The organism is Phyllobacterium sp. CL33Tsu (genome assembly GCF_900113985.1).
Classification (GTDB): Bacteria; Pseudomonadota; Alphaproteobacteria; order Rhizobiales; family Rhizobiaceae; genus Phyllobacterium; species Phyllobacterium pellucidum.
Map to the genome: position 1 here is coordinate 941,151 of NZ_FORJ01000001.1, position 18,521 is coordinate 959,671.

At 57.5% G+C, this 18,521-nt stretch carries 12 protein-coding genes; 4 read left to right on the forward strand and 8 right to left on the reverse strand.

Features of this window, described 5'->3' with window-relative positions; translation table 11 throughout:
• Positions 1-57: 57 nt before the first annotated feature.
• Complete coding sequence (locus BM074_RS04670) at positions 58-1,671, reverse strand: bifunctional aspartate transaminase/aspartate 4-decarboxylase (RefSeq protein WP_091920061.1); 1,614 nt, start codon at positions 1,669-1,671, stop codon at positions 58-60.
• Between the two features lie 376 nt (positions 1,672-2,047).
• Between BM074_RS04670 and aspT (BM074_RS04675) the strand changes: the two genes are divergently transcribed.
• The 3 genes from aspT (BM074_RS04675) (at position 2,048) to aspT (BM074_RS04685) (ending at position 8,304) form a co-directional block, all read left to right on the forward strand.
• On the forward strand, positions 2,048-3,739 hold the full coding sequence (gene aspT, locus BM074_RS04675) for an aspartate-alanine antiporter (protein ID WP_091920063.1): 1,692 nt from the start codon (positions 2,048-2,050) through the stop codon (positions 3,737-3,739).
• Between the two features lie 114 nt (positions 3,740-3,853).
• The gene (locus BM074_RS04680) at positions 3,854-6,565 is read left to right on the forward strand and encodes a decarboxylase (RefSeq protein WP_091920065.1); all 2,712 of its coding nucleotides are present in this window, start codon (positions 3,854-3,856) and stop codon (positions 6,563-6,565) included.
• 50 nt (positions 6,566-6,615) lie between these two features.
• Positions 6,616-8,304, forward strand: a complete 1,689-nt coding sequence (aspT, locus tag BM074_RS04685; RefSeq protein ID WP_091920066.1) for an aspartate-alanine antiporter — start codon at positions 6,616-6,618, stop codon at positions 8,302-8,304.
• A gap of 18 nt (positions 8,305-8,322) precedes the next feature.
• On the opposite strand, the gene BM074_RS04690 is transcribed toward aspT (BM074_RS04685), so the two are convergent.
• From BM074_RS04690 to BM074_RS23245, 7 genes are all read right to left on the reverse strand, one after another.
• On the reverse strand, positions 8,323-9,003 hold the full coding sequence (locus tag BM074_RS04690; RefSeq protein ID WP_091920077.1) for a MarC family protein: 681 nt from the start codon (positions 9,001-9,003) through the stop codon (positions 8,323-8,325).
• A gap of 374 nt (positions 9,004-9,377) precedes the next feature.
• A complete protein-coding gene (locus BM074_RS04695) occupies positions 9,378-10,610 on the reverse strand; it encodes an HlyD family secretion protein (protein WP_091920079.1) in 1,233 nt (410 codons plus the stop codon).
• A 3-nt stretch (positions 10,611-10,613) separates the two neighbouring features.
• A complete protein-coding gene (locus BM074_RS04700) occupies positions 10,614-11,036 on the reverse strand; it encodes a hypothetical protein (RefSeq protein WP_091920080.1) in 423 nt (140 codons plus the stop codon).
• Positions 11,037-11,134: 98 nt separating this feature from the next.
• Complete coding sequence (locus BM074_RS04705; protein WP_091920082.1) at positions 11,135-12,229, reverse strand: porin; 1,095 nt, start codon at positions 12,227-12,229, stop codon at positions 11,135-11,137.
• Between the two features lie 775 nt (positions 12,230-13,004).
• Positions 13,005-14,939 carry a SulP family inorganic anion transporter gene (locus tag BM074_RS04710; RefSeq protein ID WP_091920084.1) on the reverse strand — a complete coding sequence of 645 codons (1,935 nt, stop codon included), beginning with the start codon at positions 14,937-14,939 and terminating at the stop codon, positions 13,005-13,007.
• A 960-nt stretch (positions 14,940-15,899) separates the two neighbouring features.
• Positions 15,900-16,424, reverse strand: a complete 525-nt coding sequence (locus tag BM074_RS04720) for a hypothetical protein (protein WP_091920087.1) — start codon at positions 16,422-16,424, stop codon at positions 15,900-15,902.
• A gap of 970 nt (positions 16,425-17,394) precedes the next feature.
• Complete coding sequence (locus tag BM074_RS23245; protein WP_244532728.1) at positions 17,395-17,958, reverse strand: transposase; 564 nt, start codon at positions 17,956-17,958, stop codon at positions 17,395-17,397.
• Here BM074_RS23245 and BM074_RS23250 point away from each other — a divergent pair.
• On the forward strand, positions 17,953-18,333 hold the full coding sequence (locus tag BM074_RS23250; RefSeq protein WP_244532729.1) for a hypothetical protein: 381 nt from the start codon (positions 17,953-17,955) through the stop codon (positions 18,331-18,333). The two genes, BM074_RS23245 and BM074_RS23250, sit on opposite strands and share 6 nt — an antisense overlap.
• Positions 18,334-18,521: the final 188 nt, after the last annotated feature.

Below are 18,521 nucleotides of genomic sequence, written 5' to 3' on the forward strand. Positions count from 1 at the left end.
ATTCCAACCATCAAAGGAGGAGATCACCCCCTCGCCCGACGCTTGAAGTCAGGCAAGTTACTTACCCTTCTTCGTTGATGCGTTGAACGTATCAATGTAGCCGCGCGCCACGGCGCGGACCGCCCGCCCGATATCGTCATAGACGTCGTCGGTCAGGTTGGCGAAGGATACGCGCACGCTCCAGTTGGGTGCATCGAAGCCGCCGCCGTTCAGGAGCACGATCGAGTGGTCTTCAGCCAGACGATAGACAAGATCAAGCGGATGGACGTTCTTCTTCAGCCATTTCACCATGTCTTCCCCGACATATTTGCGCAGCCAGAATTCGAAATCGATGGTGCCGTAATAGTAGGCAAAATTGGGGTTGGGCTGAACATCGAGCGGCAACCCTTCGAGCAGGCTTTCCACACGAGCCCGGCAAATGTCCATGCAGGCCTTCTGATAGAGCTTTTCGGTGTCCATCAACTCGCTGATCGAGAACATCGTCATCATCACCTGTTGCGGCAGCGACAGGCCCGCGGTGTGATTCAAGGCGACATCGCGGCTATCGGCAACGATGCGGTCAATCATCTTGAGCTTGCGCGGCTCTAGCGTGATCGAGATGTAGCGATTGTCGAGCGCCTCGAGTTCCTTCGCAGGAAGCTTGGTGAGCATTTCGTCAAGAATATTCTTCTCGTGAATGGCGATGACGCCAAGCCGCCAGCCCGTGCAGCCGAAATACTTCGAATACGAGTAAACGCCGATGGTATTTTCCGGCAATTCCGCCATAAGCGAACGGAAACCTGGAACGAAGGTGCCATAGACATCGTCGGTGAGCAGCAACAGGTCGGGCCGCTTCTTTTTCACGAGTTCAACGAGCTTCTTTATAGTCGGGGCATCGATTGCCATGGACGTCGGATTGCCGGGATTTACGACGAAGAAGGCCTTGATCTTCGGATCCTCGAGCTTCTTGATTTCCTCGTCGGAGTATTGGAAACGATGTTCCTGCGTCGCCTTTATGTGCACCGCCTTGAATGCATAGTCCTCGAGTTCGGCAATCTCGATATAGGGCGTGAAGATCGGCGTACCGAGGGCGATGGTGTCACCCTTCTTAAGGATACGGTTGGCGATCAGCGACTTGAAGATGTAGCACATGGCGGCGGTTCCGCCTTCGACCGCGTAGAGGTCGAACTTGCCGGGAGGAGCCTTGTCGCCGCACATGGCCCACATCAAATAGCGGTGCGCCACCTGTTCGGCGTGCACCAGCATACGGTCGGGAACAGGATAGTTGTCGCCGATGATCGAATCCGTCAGTTCGAACACGAACGCGTCCGCATCAAACCCGAACGCGGTGACGGCGTGTTCCACCATCCTGGAAAGGAAATCCGCCCCCTCCATGTCGGCGTGTTTCTCAAGCCAGTCCTTCAGCCGCGCAGCGATATCCTTTTGCTGCGGCATACCGGCGACGCCGGCCTTCGGGTCGTCCATCGTGCGGCGGCATTCGGACAGGGCGAACTGGCCAAACAGAAAGAAGCCCTCGCGCGGCTTGGTCGCGATCCAGTTAGGATTGCCCCGGCCCGCATTGAGCAAAACCTGCGCCGACTTCTGAGATTTACGCTTGGCGAGCTTGATCAAGCCGTCCTTGATTTCGAACGGGCTCATTTTCTCGTAGTCGCGGTAGTCGATCGTCTTCATGATATTTCTCCCACAATTGACATTCGTGCCCGAGCCCGGATCGTCCCTCCCTGCTCCCACGTGAGACCGTGAGCCAACGTCGCGGCACCGTTGTAGCTCGCAGGATGAGCCAACATTTCTTCCCATTCAAAATAAAACAAAAGACCAACAGGCAGAATGACTTTGTCATTCCGTTCCAAACATATGCAAAAAGTCCCTCGACTTCGACATAAGGCGTCTTACATGAGGTATTGACGCTATACTTATAATATTTTACTGATAGCTGCACTTGGATTCATGCGCTCGCATTAAAAAAACTCTTCAATAGTTACCTAGGGCAAACAACGTCCGCTGGTCGCAGAGCATTAGCGGGGCGTTCTGACATGGGAACAGCAGCATGTTCGACTGGTTCGCAAACACGCTTCGCAGCTATCCAGAAATCGCTATCTTTATTTCTCTGGCGTTTGGCTATTACTTCGGCTCATTCACCTATAAGGGCCTCGGCCTCGGTGCGGTGACGGCAACGCTGATCGCCGCTGTCATCATCGGACAGCTAGGTATTACCATATCGCCGCCATTGAAGGCGACGGTCTTCCTGATGTTCCTCTTTGCCGTCGGCTATGGCGTCGGTCCGCAATTCGTTCGCGGCATAGCAAAGGACGGCCTGCCGCAAGCGCTATTTGCCGCCGTTGTTTGCGTGTTCTGCCTCGGTGCCCCGCTCCTCGCCGCAAAGATAGCCGGCTACGATGTCGGATCGGCGGCAGGACTTTACGCCGGATCGCAGACCATTTCAGCTTCGATGGGTCTGGCCACAGATGCAATCAATCGCCTTGGCCTGGCGCCGGAAGAAGCCAAGCGCCTGCTCGATGCAATGCCGGTGGCCTATGCCGTCACCTATATTTTCGGCACCGTGGGCTCAGCCATCGTTTTGGCGCTGCTGGGCCCGGCGCTTCTGGGTATCGACCTCGAAGCCGAGTGCAAGCGTTACGAGGAAGAGTATGGGGGCAAGAAGGATGTCGGCGGGGCGGGATCGGCCTGGCACAATTATGAGCTGAGGGCATATCGCGTCAAAGAGGGCGGACGGGTTGTCGGTCTCACCGCTCACGACGCCGAGCGGCAGATTCCGGAGGAGCGGGTTTTTGTCGAGCGGATAAAACGGGGCGGCAAAATTCTGGATGCCACGGCCGAAACCGTCATACAGGCAGGCGATATCGTTGCTGTCGCCGGACGCCGCGAGGTGCTGGTAAGTCTAATTGGCACTGCTGCAGAAGAAGTTGACGACCGCGATTTGCTGGCGGTGCCAGTTGAAGGCGTTGATGTCCTCGTTACCAGCAAGCAAGCCGATGGCAAAACCCTGGCTGAACTCGCGCAGCTGCCCTCAGCTCGGGGTGTATTTCTGCGCAAGATCGTCCGCGGCGCAACGTCCACCGAAATTCCTATCCTCCCCAACACAACCATCCATCGCGGTGACATATTGACCCTGGTCGGCCGCACGCAGGACACCACGGCCGCTGCCAAGGCACTCGGCGTCGCCGACCGTCCAAGCGACGTCGCCGACGTGGCCTTTATTGGCGCTGCGATTGCAATCGGTGCGCTCGTCGGTGCATTTGTTTATAAAGTCGGCGATATACCTTTGACACTGTCGACCTCGGGCGGCGCGCTGATATCGGGATTGGTCTTCGGCTGGTTGCGATCCGTCCATCCGACTTTCGGGCGCATTCCGTCGTCAACCGTATGGTTCATGAACTCGGTTGGCTTGAATATTTTCATCGCGGTTGTTGGCATTTCGTCGGGTCCGGGTTTTGTGGCCGGATTGCAGCAATTGGGCTTCAGCCTGTTTCTCTGGGGCATCTTCGCAACGACCGTACCTCTGGTATTGGCGATGTACGTTGGGAAATACGTCTTCCGCTTTCACCCCGCCATCCTCTTGGGCTGCTGTTCCGGTGCACGCACGACCACCGCCTCGCTGGGCATGATCAACGACCGTGCAAAGAGCCAAATTCCCGGTCTCGGCTACACCGTGACTTATGCGGTGGGAAACACCCTGCTGACCGTCTGGGGCATGGTCCTCGTTATGCTGATGACTTGACGGCTGGCCGGATCACGCGGGCCGCAGACCATTGTCCGCTCGGTATCGCAAGCGTCCAACTTCGCGAATGTATCGGACGGTTGCTCATAACCATAGAAACAAGGGAGGGGTGCGATGTCACGCGAGCCCAAACGCCTAGATCAGTTCCTGCTCATTCATTCCACGCGGGCCGACCACTGGCGCGAGATCACGACCCTGGCCGACGCCTGGGCTACAAAGCGCGGTGAAAGAGGCGCTGTGGAAGAGGCTGTCGCCGGCATACTGCCGACGGAAGAATACCATGCATATCCCGGCGCGCGTTTGTTGGGCGCCCTGAACGAGCGCATTGCCACCAACGACGCGGCAGGTGCGGCGAAACTCGCGCGGCGTATTTCCAATGGCCTGCTGACCCGTGTTTATCGAGGACGTCCGGCCGAATGGGACATTCACGATGAAGTGTCGCCGAGCGAGGTGGCTGATTTGATGCCAGCATCGTCGGGCGAGCCAGGCGTGCGCCGCCCCTATTTCGAAGCCTTGTTCCTGACCAGCCAACCAGCCGCGAGGTGGCCGGCGCTGGCTGGGGAACTACGGCGGCTCCGCCGCCCGGAGGACGCATTCATATATGAGCCCGTCCTTGTCGGCTCTTTCGAGGACGCCCTGTGCGCCGCGATTGTCAACCCGGACATTGCCGCTGTCGTACTCGCTGAAGGTTTCCCCTATCGCTCGCGCCACGATATGCCAGTGCTACGATCGGTGCTTGATCCTTTCGGCGAAACCGAAACAGCCGACAAGTCGGCGTTGCGGCTGGCACGATCGCTAAAGCGCATCCGCCCTGAGCTTGACCTGTACCTGCTCTCCGACCGTGAAGTCGAAAAACTTGCCGGTGATCCCGCAGCTGACGCGGTGCGGCGCATCTTTTATGCGGTCGAGGAGCCGCTTGAAACGCATTTGGCCATCCTTGAAGGTGTACAGGCGCGCTACGACACCCCGTTCTTCGACAATCTGAAGAACTATGCGCGTCGACCAATCGGTACTTTCCATGCTCTGCCGATTGCACGAGGCAAGTCGGTGTTTCAATCCGACTGGATTCGCGACATGGGCGAGTTCTATGGCATCAACCTTTTCCTTGCGGAGAGCAGCGCAACGACGGGCGGCCTCGACAGTCTTCTGGAGCCGACCGGCAATATCAAGCGCTCCCAGGAAATGGCAGCTCGGGCGTTTGGCGCCGACCATGTGTTCTTCGTCACTAACGGCACCTCCACGTCTAATAAAATGGCCGTGCAAGCATTGCTTGCTCCCGGTGACATCGCGGTAGTCGATCGCAATTGCCACAAATCGCACCATTACGGCATGGTGCTCACCGGGGCCCAACCATACTATGTCGAAGCGTTTCCGATGACGGAATATTCGATGTATGGAGCGGTACCGCTCGATACCATCAAACGCGCCCTGCTTGCGCTAAGGGCCGAGGGGCGGCTGGAGCGTGTGAAACTCCTCGACCTGACCAATTGCACGTTTGACGGTCACATGTACAACGTCCGGCGCGTCATGGAAGAATGCCTCGCGATCAAACCGGACCTTATTTTCCTTTGGGACGAGGCCTGGTCGGGTTTTGCCAGATTTTCGCCGTTCCTGCGCCCCCGCACCGCGATGGGCGCGGCCGCCGACATCGAGGATTGGCTGCGTGATCCGGCATCCGTAGCGGCCTATGAGAAGCAAAAGGAGGAACTGGGCGCCGATCCCTCGGACGAGGCGCTGCTTGCAGCGAGGCTCCTGCCGGATCCGCGCGAGGTGCGTCTGCGAGTCTACCAGACCAACTCCACCCATAAATCAATGTCGGCGATCCGCCAGGGATCGATGCTCCTGGTCAAGGACGTCGATTTTCACACGGTAGAGGCGCAGTTCCACGAGGCAGTGTTCACGCATGCCTCGACGAGCCCGAACCAGCAGCTGATTGCCAGCCTCGACATTGCCCGCCGGCAGATGGAGCTTGAGGGGTACGGTCTCGTCATGAATGCGATCGAGATCGCGCTCACGATCAGGCGGGCGATAGCCGAGCATCCATTGATCTCGAAATATTTCCGCGTCCTTGGAGCGAACGATATGATGCCTGCATCCTATCGCTCGTCAGGATTTACGGACTACCTGTCGCCCGGTTCCACCTGGGCCAACGTCGTCAAGGCAATGCGCGAGGATGAATTCTATCTTGATCCAACGCGCATGACCCTTGTGTGCGGAACGGCCGGCTTTGACGGCACCCAGTTCAAAGGCCTTCTCGCCAGCACCTATAATATCCAGCTCAACAAGACGTCGCGCAACAGCGTGCTGTTGCAGTCCAATATAAACAACACGCGCAGCGATGTGGCGCAACTTGTCCGCGTCCTGGTGGAAATCTGCCACGCCATCGACAAGCGGCTCGCGGATGGCGGGGAGCCTGAGAGCAGGGCCTTTAAAGCCCGGGTCAAATCCTTGATGACCGATGTGCCGGATCTGCCGAATTTCAGCAACTTCCATGAGGTGTTCCGTGGCGACGCGGGCCGGACAACGCCCGAGGGCGACATACGCACGGCGTTTTTCAGCGCCTACGATCCGACGATATGCGAATACGTTCCGCTATTTGGCTCGGAGTGCGACCGCCGGCTGCGTGATGGCCCGGAGATGGTTTCGGCCAACTTCGTTATACCCTATCCGCCAGGGTTCCCGATTATGGTGCCGGGCCAGGTCCTCACCCAGGAAACAATAGACTTCATGCGCAAGCTCGATGTGAAGGAAATTCACGGATACGAAAAGGCCAGAGGCCTCAAGCTGTTGCTACCTGATGCAGTAGCGAAAAAGGCCAAGCGCTAGCAAGAGCAGAGCAGCGAGCACGTTAAGGTCCTCGGGGGGAGGGTTTTGTTATGGTCTGGTTCGAGCACTTCCTGGTAAAATATCCGGAGCTTGCCGTGTTTCTTGCAATCAGCATCGGCTATCTGATCGGGGGCGTGAAGATCAGGGGCTTCGGCCTCGGCCCTGTCACCGGCTCCCTCTTTGCCGGGATTCTGATCGGCCAGTTCGCCGAGGTGCCGACCGCCAGCATGGCCAAATCCTTTCTGTTTCTTCTCTTCCTCTTCGGCATCGGCTATTCCGTCGGTCCACAATTCCTCCAGGCGCTTAAAAGGGACGGCTTGAAGCCCGTTATACTCGCTGTGGTCGTCTGCGTGACGGGCTTGCTTACTGCGATCGTGATCGCCAAGGCGCTGAAACTTGATGCAGGTTTCGCCGCGGGCCTTGTTTCAGGTTCGCTCACCGAGAGCCCCGCCATGGGAACGGCGACAGAGGCGATCAACGCACTCCCGCTTTTGGAGGCCGAGCGGGCGCGACTGGTGGCGCACGTCGCCGTTGCCGATGCGGTGTGCTACATCTTCGGCGCTGTCGGCGTCATTTTGTTCTGCAGTGTCGCTGGACCGAAATTGCTCGGCATCGACCTTCCGACCGAGGCGCTGAAGCTGGAAAAAGAACTTGGCATCAAACGGACGGCGGCGGGCGTATCTTCGGCTTGGCACAGGTTCGAACTCCGCTCCTACCTGATTGCGAAAGGCGCGCCCGTTGATGGCCTTTCCATAGCGGCGGCCGAAGTCAAATTTCCCGAGCACCGATTGTTTATCCAGCGCGTGCGCCGAGGTGAAAAGATTTTCGAGGCGACACCGGAGTTTAAGATGTGCGCCGGTGATATTGTTGCAGTGTCTGGCCGACGAGAGAGTCTGGTGGAAGTACTCGGTCCCCGTGCCGAGGAAGTCGAGGATCGCGAACTCCTCGATATCCCGGTTTCAGTCGCGGACGTGCTTGTGACGAACCGGGAAGTCGACGGGCGGAGCATTGCCGACACCGCAAAACAGGATTGGGCGCGCAGCCTCTACCTGCGAGCAATCACGCGCGGCACCGAGGAGCTTCCGCTCGCACCCGGGATCGCGGTACAGCGGGGCGACATCCTCCGGCTCGTGGGGCCCGAGGCCGTCGTCGCACGGGCCGCCAAGCGGGTGGGCGTCATCATTGCGCCGACAACGGCAACCGACTTCTTTGTACTTGGCCTTGCCATCTTCCTTGGGGGGCTGGTTGGCGTGCTCGTCACTATTCCAATCGGGGATATGCGAATATCCTTGAGCACAAGCGTCGGAACCTTGCTGGCGGGACTGATCGTCGGCCATTTGCGCACGCAGTTTCCACTATTCGGCCGCATACCGGACGGTGCCGTCTCGCTTATGACTGCACTTGGCCTGGCCGCCTTCGTCGCAATGACCGGCCTTCACGCCGGACCTGTCTTTGTCTCCGCCATAGCTGAGGCGGGCGTCGGACTTCTATTTGGCGGGATGGTCGTCACGCTTGCGCCGATGATCATTGGACTCTATGTCGGACGTTACCTGCTCCGCATGAATCCGATACTGCTCCTCGGCGGGCTCGCCGGCGCCCAGACAATGACGGCCGGCATGGCGGCTGTGCAGGACCGCTCGGGGAGTCCGGTTGCCGTCCTCGGCTATACGCCCGCAGTCCCCATCGGCCACATTCTCCTCACCACCTGGGGGACCGTCATCGTCGGCGTCATAGCCTGATAGGCAGCTGAAGCCGGTTCATAGCAATGGGGCGGGACTTGCGATGAGTACGGATCTCAACAATTCATTTCCTCCCGACCATAGTATCTGCAGGCCAAGGCAAAACAGAATGAACGCGGAAAGGCGAACGGCGATATCGGTGCCTCCAGGCCCGAGAAATCGCTGAATTCGATCCGCATAGGTGAAACAAAGCATGATCGTCAGCGCCAGAACGGCGATGGCGGCAACGCTCGCCACCACGAATATTATCCGGTCCGCGGGCCTCGCAATCGTTGCCTCCGAAAGTCCGATGCTGATCACGACAGCCATCGACCCCGGCCCTGTCGTCAGCGGCAGAGTTAGGGGATAGAAGGCCTGATCGAGCAGTTTCTTGTTCGAGACGCCCCCCGTCGGGGTTTCGAGTTCCTTTCTGCTTCCTTCATTGAGAAGTTTCCAGCCGGCCACCGCGACGATGAATCCACCGGCGATGCGAAGGATGGGGATTGAAATGCCATAAAACTGCAGGATCAGCGCGCCCAGCAAGAATGAGCACACGAGTAGGACGAAGGAATTCAGCGCAATGCGTCTTGCAAGGATGGCGCGAAGCTCGGGCGTCGCGCCGGTCGTCAGACCGAGAAACACGAGCGCCGAACCGGGCGGGTTGACCACGGGAAAAATCGAGGCCAGCACCAGCGCAAACGTACTGAAGGCGGCACTCATTGACGCGTGAGCCTATAAACCAGACTCGCAACGCTGAGCCCCAGGAAGGTCTCCGAGGCGAACAACCAGCCGGCGGCTTGCGTCATCTCATTGCCTTTCAAACCATGCGCAGTTGAACGAGCGGGCCCTTCTCGTCGAGGATAGACCATACATCTATCCCGGAGAGGTTACTACGCTATCATTGTGAAGGGCCCCTGGATCAATTCAACGAACGCCAGTTGAACGATATCTCACCTTGTTTCAAGTTTTGACGAACACGCTTATGCCTACAAGGCTCTTATTCTTGAGCCTACGCCGTGGCCAAAGTCGAAGACCCCAATAATTGATCCGAGTAATTGAGGACCAGCAAGACGCCCTTAAATAAGGCGGAAACATCAATGGCCGCTAAACACCAGGACTTGAACCGGCAGCACCAAGGCCTGCATGCGCAGAATACCCGCATGGACGAGACCGACGGCATCCACGCCATGGAGGAAGATCCGCTGCAGCGTGCCGAGATCCTGGGATTCGAGCGCTGCGTGATTGCTGGTATAGGCATTAGCAATACAGCTGCTGCCCGGCGAAACACCGTCGAGGCCTCCGGAAAATATCGGTTCCAGATAGACGGTCAAGGTTCCGGGCTTGCTGATTTGCTGCACGTCGATAAGCTGATCCGTCGGTCGTAGCTGCCCGGCGGCAATAACGTCCTGCACCTGCGTGACAACCATTGGTATGATGATGAATGGTTTGCCGATGCAGGTTGCTTCGGCGATCATGCCTGGCTTCATCACCTGCGCTTCGATCTGGTTGAAGCCGGCGACGAGAGATACGCGGCCCGCTTCACTCGGAACGAGGATCCCGGCAGGGCGTATCAGCGAGTTGATGAAATCGCCCTTGCGCAGCCCGAATTGCTGAATGGTCCCCGAAACGCCGGCGTGAACGACCATCTTGTCAAGTTCGACCTGAGCTTGAGCCAGCGCGGCTTCGGCGCTCGCCCGTTGCGCGGGCAACAGCGCCGAGATTTGCGTCTGCAGCGTTTGTTTATTGGCAATGGCGGCGTCAACCGCGCCCTGCCGCCCTGTGGCGGCGACCTGCAGCCGCTCGATCTCGCGCGGTGCAACGACGTTCTGGTTGCGACGCATGATTTCCTGTTTTGTCGATAGTTCGTCGAGCGCCTGCTGATAGGCGCCCTGCGCCTGCTGGATCAAACCATCGGAAGCAACAAGTTCGGTCTCTGCCACGCTAATCGCCGCGTCCACCTCGGCGATGCGGCGCTGTGCCGTCTGCTTTGCGGCCTCCTGTTCGGAGCTGTCGAGGCGGAACAGCGGTGCGCCGGCTTCCACTTTCTGGTTGTTGACGACATAGATTTCGGCGACGCGCCCATTGGTCTCAGGCAGGATCGTGATTGTGCGGAAGATGGCGGTGACGTTTTGCGTCGTCGGATGAAAGTAGAAAATCATGGTTATGAGCGTCACGGTCAAGAGCAGGCACGTGGTGATGCCCCAGCGCAACTCGTACCACACCGTATAGAGCGTGATTTCCCGGCCGAGACGTTTGCCCTGGACATAGCGACGGAAGAGATAATCGGGGAAGATCGTGAGCATGGAGCAAAGCATCAACTCGAACATGGCTCAGATTCCTTCACTGGAGCCGGGCGTTCTCTCACCGACCCCTGTCGCTGCCACGTCTCCGCCAGTCGCCTCTGGCTCCTTTCCGGCGATCCGCTCGAGCGACTGGGCAATTGATCCCATCGGGGTCGAGAAATCGGGAAACTCGATCATTGCGAGCAGCAGCCCAAGAATCCAGTAGATGTGATTATGGGTAAACAGCGAGATCAGCGCCAATACTGCAACGATTTCAATCTGCACCTTGTTGGTGCGGTGCGCCATGCGCTCCGGCACGGCGTGCAACTGGAAATAGAGATTGCCTACGGCAAGAACCACGATGAGAAGGAAGACCACGACGGCGTTAAAAAGCCAGTCGCTCTGTCCCGGCAGTGTAATAAATGCCGGCAGGTGATCCACTACCGCCGGATTCATCTTCGGCTCCCCCATTCAGCCTTCTCCTCAAAACAAACATTCTTGCCCAACCCACAACTCTAAACCTAGGCCTTGGCTCCAGCAAAAAAATTACGGTAACAGTCTTGAAGGATCTAGAAGTTGCGCTGGAAGCGAATGATGCCGCCGAGTGCGTCATCCTCACCGAAATCGCTCTCTGCCACTTCCTTTCGGTCGCCGCCGAACTTGGTGTAGTCGATTTCCGGCCTGATAAAGAAGCCTGGCACAAGCTCGTAGTTGACGTTGAGGGCGAGAGCCCAGGTGCCCTGCTCTTCATAAGCCGCCTGGCCGTTGATCGTCGCCTTGTCGGTAACCTTGACGGCAAAGCCGCCCCAGCCGGCCCAGTCGCCTTCCCACAACCCGTACCAGTTTTTGTTCTGATTGGTGATGAAAGAATCAGAATCATAGTCGGATTGATAGCCCGCCATGATCCAGGCCGATATTGCATCCGTGAGGCTCACGTCGAGTCGTGCCTTGACGCCGACGGCGTCCTGCACGGAATCATAACCGACAACAGCGCCAATCTGGCCCCAACCCTGTTGATATTTCACGCCGGCAAGGACATGCGGCATGTAATCATCGATGACGTAGTCATAACCGTTGAATACCATGCCCTGTTCCGCGGCGACGACAGCGGAAAATCCGTTGCCACCCTTGAAGGTGTAGCTGATCTGATTGCTGGAAATGCTATCGGATCCATATTGGATCACGTCGTCCTGAATAATCGTCCCGGCATAGCCGAGCCAGGAGCCGAAGAGGACGTCGTTGACGCCCATCTGGAACCCGCCCAGCTCGATAAACCCCTGATGCAGCGTGCCTCCGGCGTCGTCGCTGTTAGTATTCTGAAAACGAGTGTCAATAAACGACCGCAGCGTGCCAAGTTCTGTTTCGGAACGCGCGTCAAAACGAATTTCGGCGCGGGTGCGGACACGCCAGGTATCATTTCCGCCTGCACCAACGGGGCCGCCGGTAAACACGTTATCCCCCCCGGAAAACTCGAAGCGCAGGTAACCGTTGACCTTGAGGCATGTTTCGGTTCCCGGGATATAGAAGAACCCCGCCCCGTAGGCATCGCATACCCGGACATATTCAACAGGCTCGGGCTCCGCAACGACGACTGCATCCGCCGCATAGGCCGACGTCGTCACGAGGACTGCACCCGATATCAGAAAAAGCGTCCGAATAGCCATGCGATCCCCTCCAGATTGCCCGCCCGAGCATTTCTGCTTCAGCAATCGCTGCAGCTTATCCCTTTCAAGTGTCGAGGATCATAACGTTGATCAAAAAATGCAAAGTGTTGCCAAATCACCACACCTATACCACTTCTGAGCCAGGAGACGAGGGACGGCGGTAACTGACCGATTGGACTTACAACGAGGCGCTGGCGTTGTTGATATGTAATTCTTGACAGAAGCCGGGCTCAGTGGCCTGCGGAGCCTACAAATTGTTTGGTGTTGCGTGAAACAATCGAGATAACCCTCTTGGCCTGGGTTGTCTACGTTGTGACGTTCCCATCCAAGTCCAGCGGCAAAAAGTGGTGGAGGAGAGATCGCAATGCACATGCGCCAGTTGAAGAAGCTGCGGTACGACGACGACACCTGCACGTTGAAGATCGACGGTGATAATGGCTTGAGAAATCCAAGACGATCTATCTAGATATCAAGAACACGGAAATTTTCCTCAACGCGATCAAATCCGCATTTCATTTTGACGACGTTGCGATTGCAGCGACAGTCGTCAAAAGAAAATCTCGAACGATCTCTCCTGCTTCGCAAGCTGTTGAACACCTCTGCAATCATTGGCCCGCGCAAGATAGACTATTCCTGTCGGCTGCGTGTTACCGCTTCGAGTCAGCTTTCAGGAGAGAGGTTCGGACAGCCTTCATCGATGCCTGCAAGGAAGCGGACGTTCGCGTTGTGACCAGAGGCCAAATGCGTGACACATTCTCGGCACTGGCTGCTGCAACTACATGGGGGCCGAGCTGCTGCGGACCGAATACACGGAAGCATGATCCGAAGTGGGCACTGGAGAATACGGAGTCTGACTCGCCGAGTGATCCACGTAATTAATCGGGGTAGGATTCACTACCTTGCTGCCCCGACTTGTAAAAAGGATAAAGATCAGTGGGTCGCCCCGCTGGCCCATTGCATCACTGCGCAGGCGGCGCAGGGAACACACCTTCATCGGACCCTGGAGCAAGGCGCCCAGACGTTGAAACGCATGGTGCTCTACCCAACGGTCGGCGGTCTGGGGGGCGGACTCGTTGAGATATCGCCGGAGGCCTGCTTCGGCATTGGAAAACATACGATCCTCGCCGACGTGGTCGGCAAAGCCCGACCTCCGCACATAATCGAGGACGTCCGGGTTAAGCTCCGCGAGCCACGTCGCTGTTCCCTCCTTTGCGAAACGGCGTGCGCCGTCGATCATCATTTGAAGTGCGGAATATTCAATATCGAAGACCCGGCTGAGGTCTAGCATGAGTACGCTGGGCTTGTTCTGAGTAACGAGTTCCCGGACGCGATCGCCGACATGCTGGGCATTAGCAAAGAATAACCTTCCTTCCGGACGCACGATCAGGAGTCCATCAAAGGTTTCGTCATCCGGATGCTCCGGCGATATTGGGCGTAGCAGATCAGACCCTCGTTTGCGACCGATCACATGGACACGTGGACGCGTCGACTGACTTGACAGTCCGAGCAGCGACAGCACGATCGCAACTATTATCCCCTGAAGGGTACCAAATGCGAGCACACCGAGGAAAGCCGCGACCGCCCATCGGAACTCCATCGTGCGGACCTTGCGGATCGATGCGAATTCGAGCGGCTGGATCAGACCGATTGAATAGACAATTACGATAGCCGCGAGCACGGCCTGTGGCAGAGGTACCAACAACGGGGCCAGAGCCAGCATGGTTGCCGCCGAGACACCAGCCGTGACGAGCGATGCCTTCTGCGTCCGCGCCCCAAGGGCGCGCACCACGGCCGTCTGCGATGTCCCGCCACCAGCAGGCATGGCACCAAAAAAGGCGCCAGACAAGTTCGCTGCGCCAATAGCGATAAGTTCCCGATTTGCCCTGATTGGCGGGTCGGACGGGACAGCAAAGGCGCGGCCGGCGGCAATCGTCTCGGTAAAACTCATAAGCGCTATGCCAATTGCCCCCGGGAGCAGCGTTATTGCGAGGCCGGGGGTTGGCAACGTTATCGAAGGCAACGATTGGGGGATGAGACCGACCGTTGCCACGCCAGCTCCACTCAAATCGCCTAACCAGGACGCGGCAATGCCGGCGCCGACCACCGCCAGCGGTGCTGGAGAGTGCGGCCAGACGCGCTCCGTAACCAGGAGCAGGATCAAGGCCGCCACTCCCAGTGCCAGCGTGATGAGGGAGCTTTCGTGAAGATGCTGGACAAGGCTAAACGCGTCGCGAAAAAAGCTTTCTTTCAATATGTGGACGCCAAAAAGCTTCGGCACTTGATCGAGGACTATGACGAGCCCAATGCCCGCCTTGAACCCGGTCAGCACAGGCGCTGAAATCAGGGTTGCAACAAACCCAAGACGAAGGAAGGAAGCCAGAACCAGCAGGGAGCCGGTTAGGGCTGTGAGCGTCGCTGTCGCTATGATTAGCTTCCCGGGATCTCCGTCAGGCACGGCCATGCCCAGCTCAGTGGCGGTGAGTATTGCCAAGGTGGTCGTTGAGCTCGTGCTCAGAACCCGTGAGGTGCCCAGAAGTGCATAAACGATCATCGGGACAAAGGCCGTGTATAGCCCTACGCTGACTGGCAAGCCAGCGACGGTCGCATAGGCCATAGCTTTGGGCAGTACGACCGCCGCCACTGTGAGACCCGCAACCAAGTCGGGACGCAGTACCTGATCAGCCGGCTTCTCCGTTCGGTCGGATGTCATTACACAATACTCCTAATTGCCCGCAACACACGAGGTCCTTGCTTTGGTCACCAGATCTGTTAGCGATTTAGGATCTACTTTAGCGAACATGGAGTGGTAGAAGGCCACTTGAGTTTTCCGCCGGGAATTTAGCTAGTTGAAGGCGTGGCGCCGGACACGGGGTGTTGGCCTTGCCCTGAAAAGGTTAGGGTGCGTCCGGCGCTAGTTCAGCTTGATCTAAATCTTGCACCATGCAAGCGGACTCTGTTGGCGAGGTTAACTTTATTGGGGATTTTGCTTGTACCGCAACGATGCGTGATATCGTTTGGATTTCAAGCAGCCAAAGCGTACTATAGTTGGTGGAAGGGCATTCCGCCTTTTCGGTGATTGCCGAAAATAAGCCCGCTGTTTGCAGACCACGCGGCAGCGAGCCCTTTTCGGAAAACTAAACCCTTATCCGAGCGTATAACGTTGATCGCTGACGACTACCGGATATCCAGCCGCCTTTGGTCGGGCGACCCTTACGCGTTAGTATCGCTCTGACAACCCATTCGTGGGAGGATACTAAAATGTTTAAATTGCAGTCCCTATTCGCCGCTTCGATAGTATCGGTATCCCTCGTGGCGTTACCGGGAATTTCGTGGGCGACCGACCAATCGCAACAACGCCAACAGGCACGGGACACCCGCCAGCAAGCGCGTCCTGATGCACGACAAGCAAAGCAGGATTGTCGCGCCGCTGATCAGAAAAGCAATGCGGCGTGCCGGCAGGATAAGCGATCGACAAAGCAGGACGCTCGTCAAACGGGTCGCGCCATCAAATACTGATGGGGGGCGCCTATCTCTTCACGACGAACGACAAGGTGGCCCGCCACCGGCGGGTCCCACTATTCTCGTATTGCAACTAACAATAACGTGGCGCTTGGGTGAAATAACGCCAATAAAGCCTATGGGCTACAGTTGAGAGCAGCTAGAGGGGCAGTCAATGCTTGAGGCACTTGCGGGCTGCTGCCATTGCCTTGTAGGTCCCCTTCAGATCAACAACAAAGGCTCCTTTTGTTTCCGGAAATACAGTCATTTTATATCTCTTCGCGACGGCGCGCTTAAACTTCGGGTCATCAGTCAAGATATAGCCACCAGAATAGCCGTCCTTAAGGTCGCCGCTCGTGGTGGTGGCCACACCTTTGTAAAGCTGACCGTCGATAGAAACGAAGATGTCCGACATATTCCCGTTCTTGAGGCCGATATCGACCTTGGTGAATACACCGAGATACCCGACCTCTTGATTTGCCGTAACGCCCATTTGCACCGAACTTGGGCCATCCGAGCGCACGATCAAACAATCTCCGCGGGTTTGATTTGTATAGACAGTCCAGCCCTCGATGTCGTCCCCGTATCGAACAAGCGCGTCGCTGGCCTTGGGAAGCGGGTTCTGGTTTTGTGCGTAAGCCATCACAGACGAAAGTGTTATTGACGTGGCCGCGATCAGTGTCAGGAAGTTTCGCATGAATATTCCCCTTGTGCAGACTGGGCTCCAGTTGATTGTCGAGAATTGTAGGTAGTCACGGTGCAGTCTAGAAGCGACTTTTAGAGTTCGCGTTTCTTGTCATTCGGAGCACTCGCATTTCAATCGCTATTCGCGGAGCGTTAGGCCAGATGTCGGCCAGCCCTATGATCGCAACTTTGTCCTATGCCACCTTTTATCAACCTTCTGGCCGACCAGTTCAATCACTTCCTCTTCAATTGCCCACTGACAAGCATCAAACGCTCGGCATGCTGTGCAGTTAGTTCAAAAGGAAGTGTAAATAACCCGTCGCTGTGTTCAAGCAACGACGGGTTTGGGGGTTGTCAATCGGGCAGTTGATGGCACGATTCTACAATACAACATACTCCACTTCGAGGTTCGCGACAATGTAACGTGCGTCCCAAATGTATGCATAAAAGCCCAAGTGCAGCGGTGTGAATCCTAACTGAATTCGCAATCCTGCCTCGGGTTGAACTCAACGATCGACTTGTTAGCAGTCGCGGGAAACGACGCGATCTGACGCAATAGGCGCCCTCAACCCAAGAACCACCCGCTTTCGTGAGGCAGCCCTAGCATCCCAACGACAAATATAATTCCAAATATGGCAGGCTTGATATCCCGATCCTCGTGCATATATTTTTCCCGCGGCGGCGAAGCCGAGGCGAGTGTGAGGCTGATTTGCCTTTTGTTCATTGACCGCGTTTAAACAGTTTGGTGAAGGCGTATAATCTTTAGATGCCGAGCGACCTTCGGTGAGCCAGAACATCGAGGCCTCCGCCTATGGCGGGTAGTGTAATGCCGGCTCGTGCTTCATCGCGAGTCCCAGCGTAGCCGTCACCGCCACCGCATCGGAAGCCTTTGTGGCCCATAAAAGCCAATACCGATTGTGACCAACGCATAGGGGCGCGGAGTCCTCTTTGGGCAATGGTCGTTGCCGCACGACCCATCGTCATCAACTCTGTTGAACGAGGTCGTCTCTGAGTCTCGCATTGAGCACGACAACGATCTTTCGCATGACGGCAGCGAGAGCGACGATCGGCTTTTTGCCACTGGCGACGAGACGTTTGTAGAAGGCGGCGAACTCGCCTTTGCCACGTGCGGCCTGCATGGCAGGCATGAAGAGGATCGTTCGAACCTCGGGCCGCCCGCCGCGGATCCTGCGATAGCCGATTGTCTTGCCGCTTTCGTTCGGGTGAGGCGCGAGGCCGGCAAGCGAGGCGGCATGGCGCCGATCCATCCGCCCGAGCTCGGGCAAGGTGGCAATGAGGGCTGCAGCCGTCGTCTTGCCGATGCCGGTCATGGCGGTGGCGATCTCGGCGCGGCGTTTGAGAGGGCCGGTTCCGGTCAGGACGGCAATGTCACGGTCAATCTGGGCGATCTGCCTGTCGATGACGGCGCGTGTCGCCTTGAAGGTTGCAGCGAGCCTGCGGGCACCGGGTGCCTTCGACCGGTTGCGCTCGGCAACCCGCATCGCCATCAGGTCGCTGCGCCTTCGCACGAGTGCCTTGAGGTGCACCTCCCTGCACTCCTGTGCACACCACAAGACCAGGCTTGCCCAGCGCTCCAGACCATAGGCCGACAGTTCACGCGCATCGATCGCATCGCTCTTGCCAATCCGTCCTTTCGAACGGATGAAGGCATTGAGCTTGCGGGTGTCGCAGCGATGGACGGCCAGGCCGCATCGCTGGCATTCCTCGATGAGAAGGGTCTCGAACCCTCCCGTCGGCTCGCAGACGGCGAGATCGGCGTTCGAACGCTGAGGAAGCGGCGGATGTCACTGCGCCGGTTGGCGATGGTGATCACCTTCGACCATCGCAAACGGCGATCGTCTCCTTGGCGATATCGAAACCCAGGCAGCGTGACGGGGGATGATGCAGAAAGGCCATACTGATGCTATCCTCTCGGGTGCAGGCTTCGGATTGTTTGCGGGCGTGAAACAGCGGCCCAATCAACTCTCCAAGCGATGGCAGCATGCCGCAGGGAGCCGTGATGACGACGGGTGCAACCCTTTCCTCGGACGGTCGCCTGCAACAGCGGCTGCGGGCTGTAACAGAGCCCGCAGCCGCATTCCAAAATTAC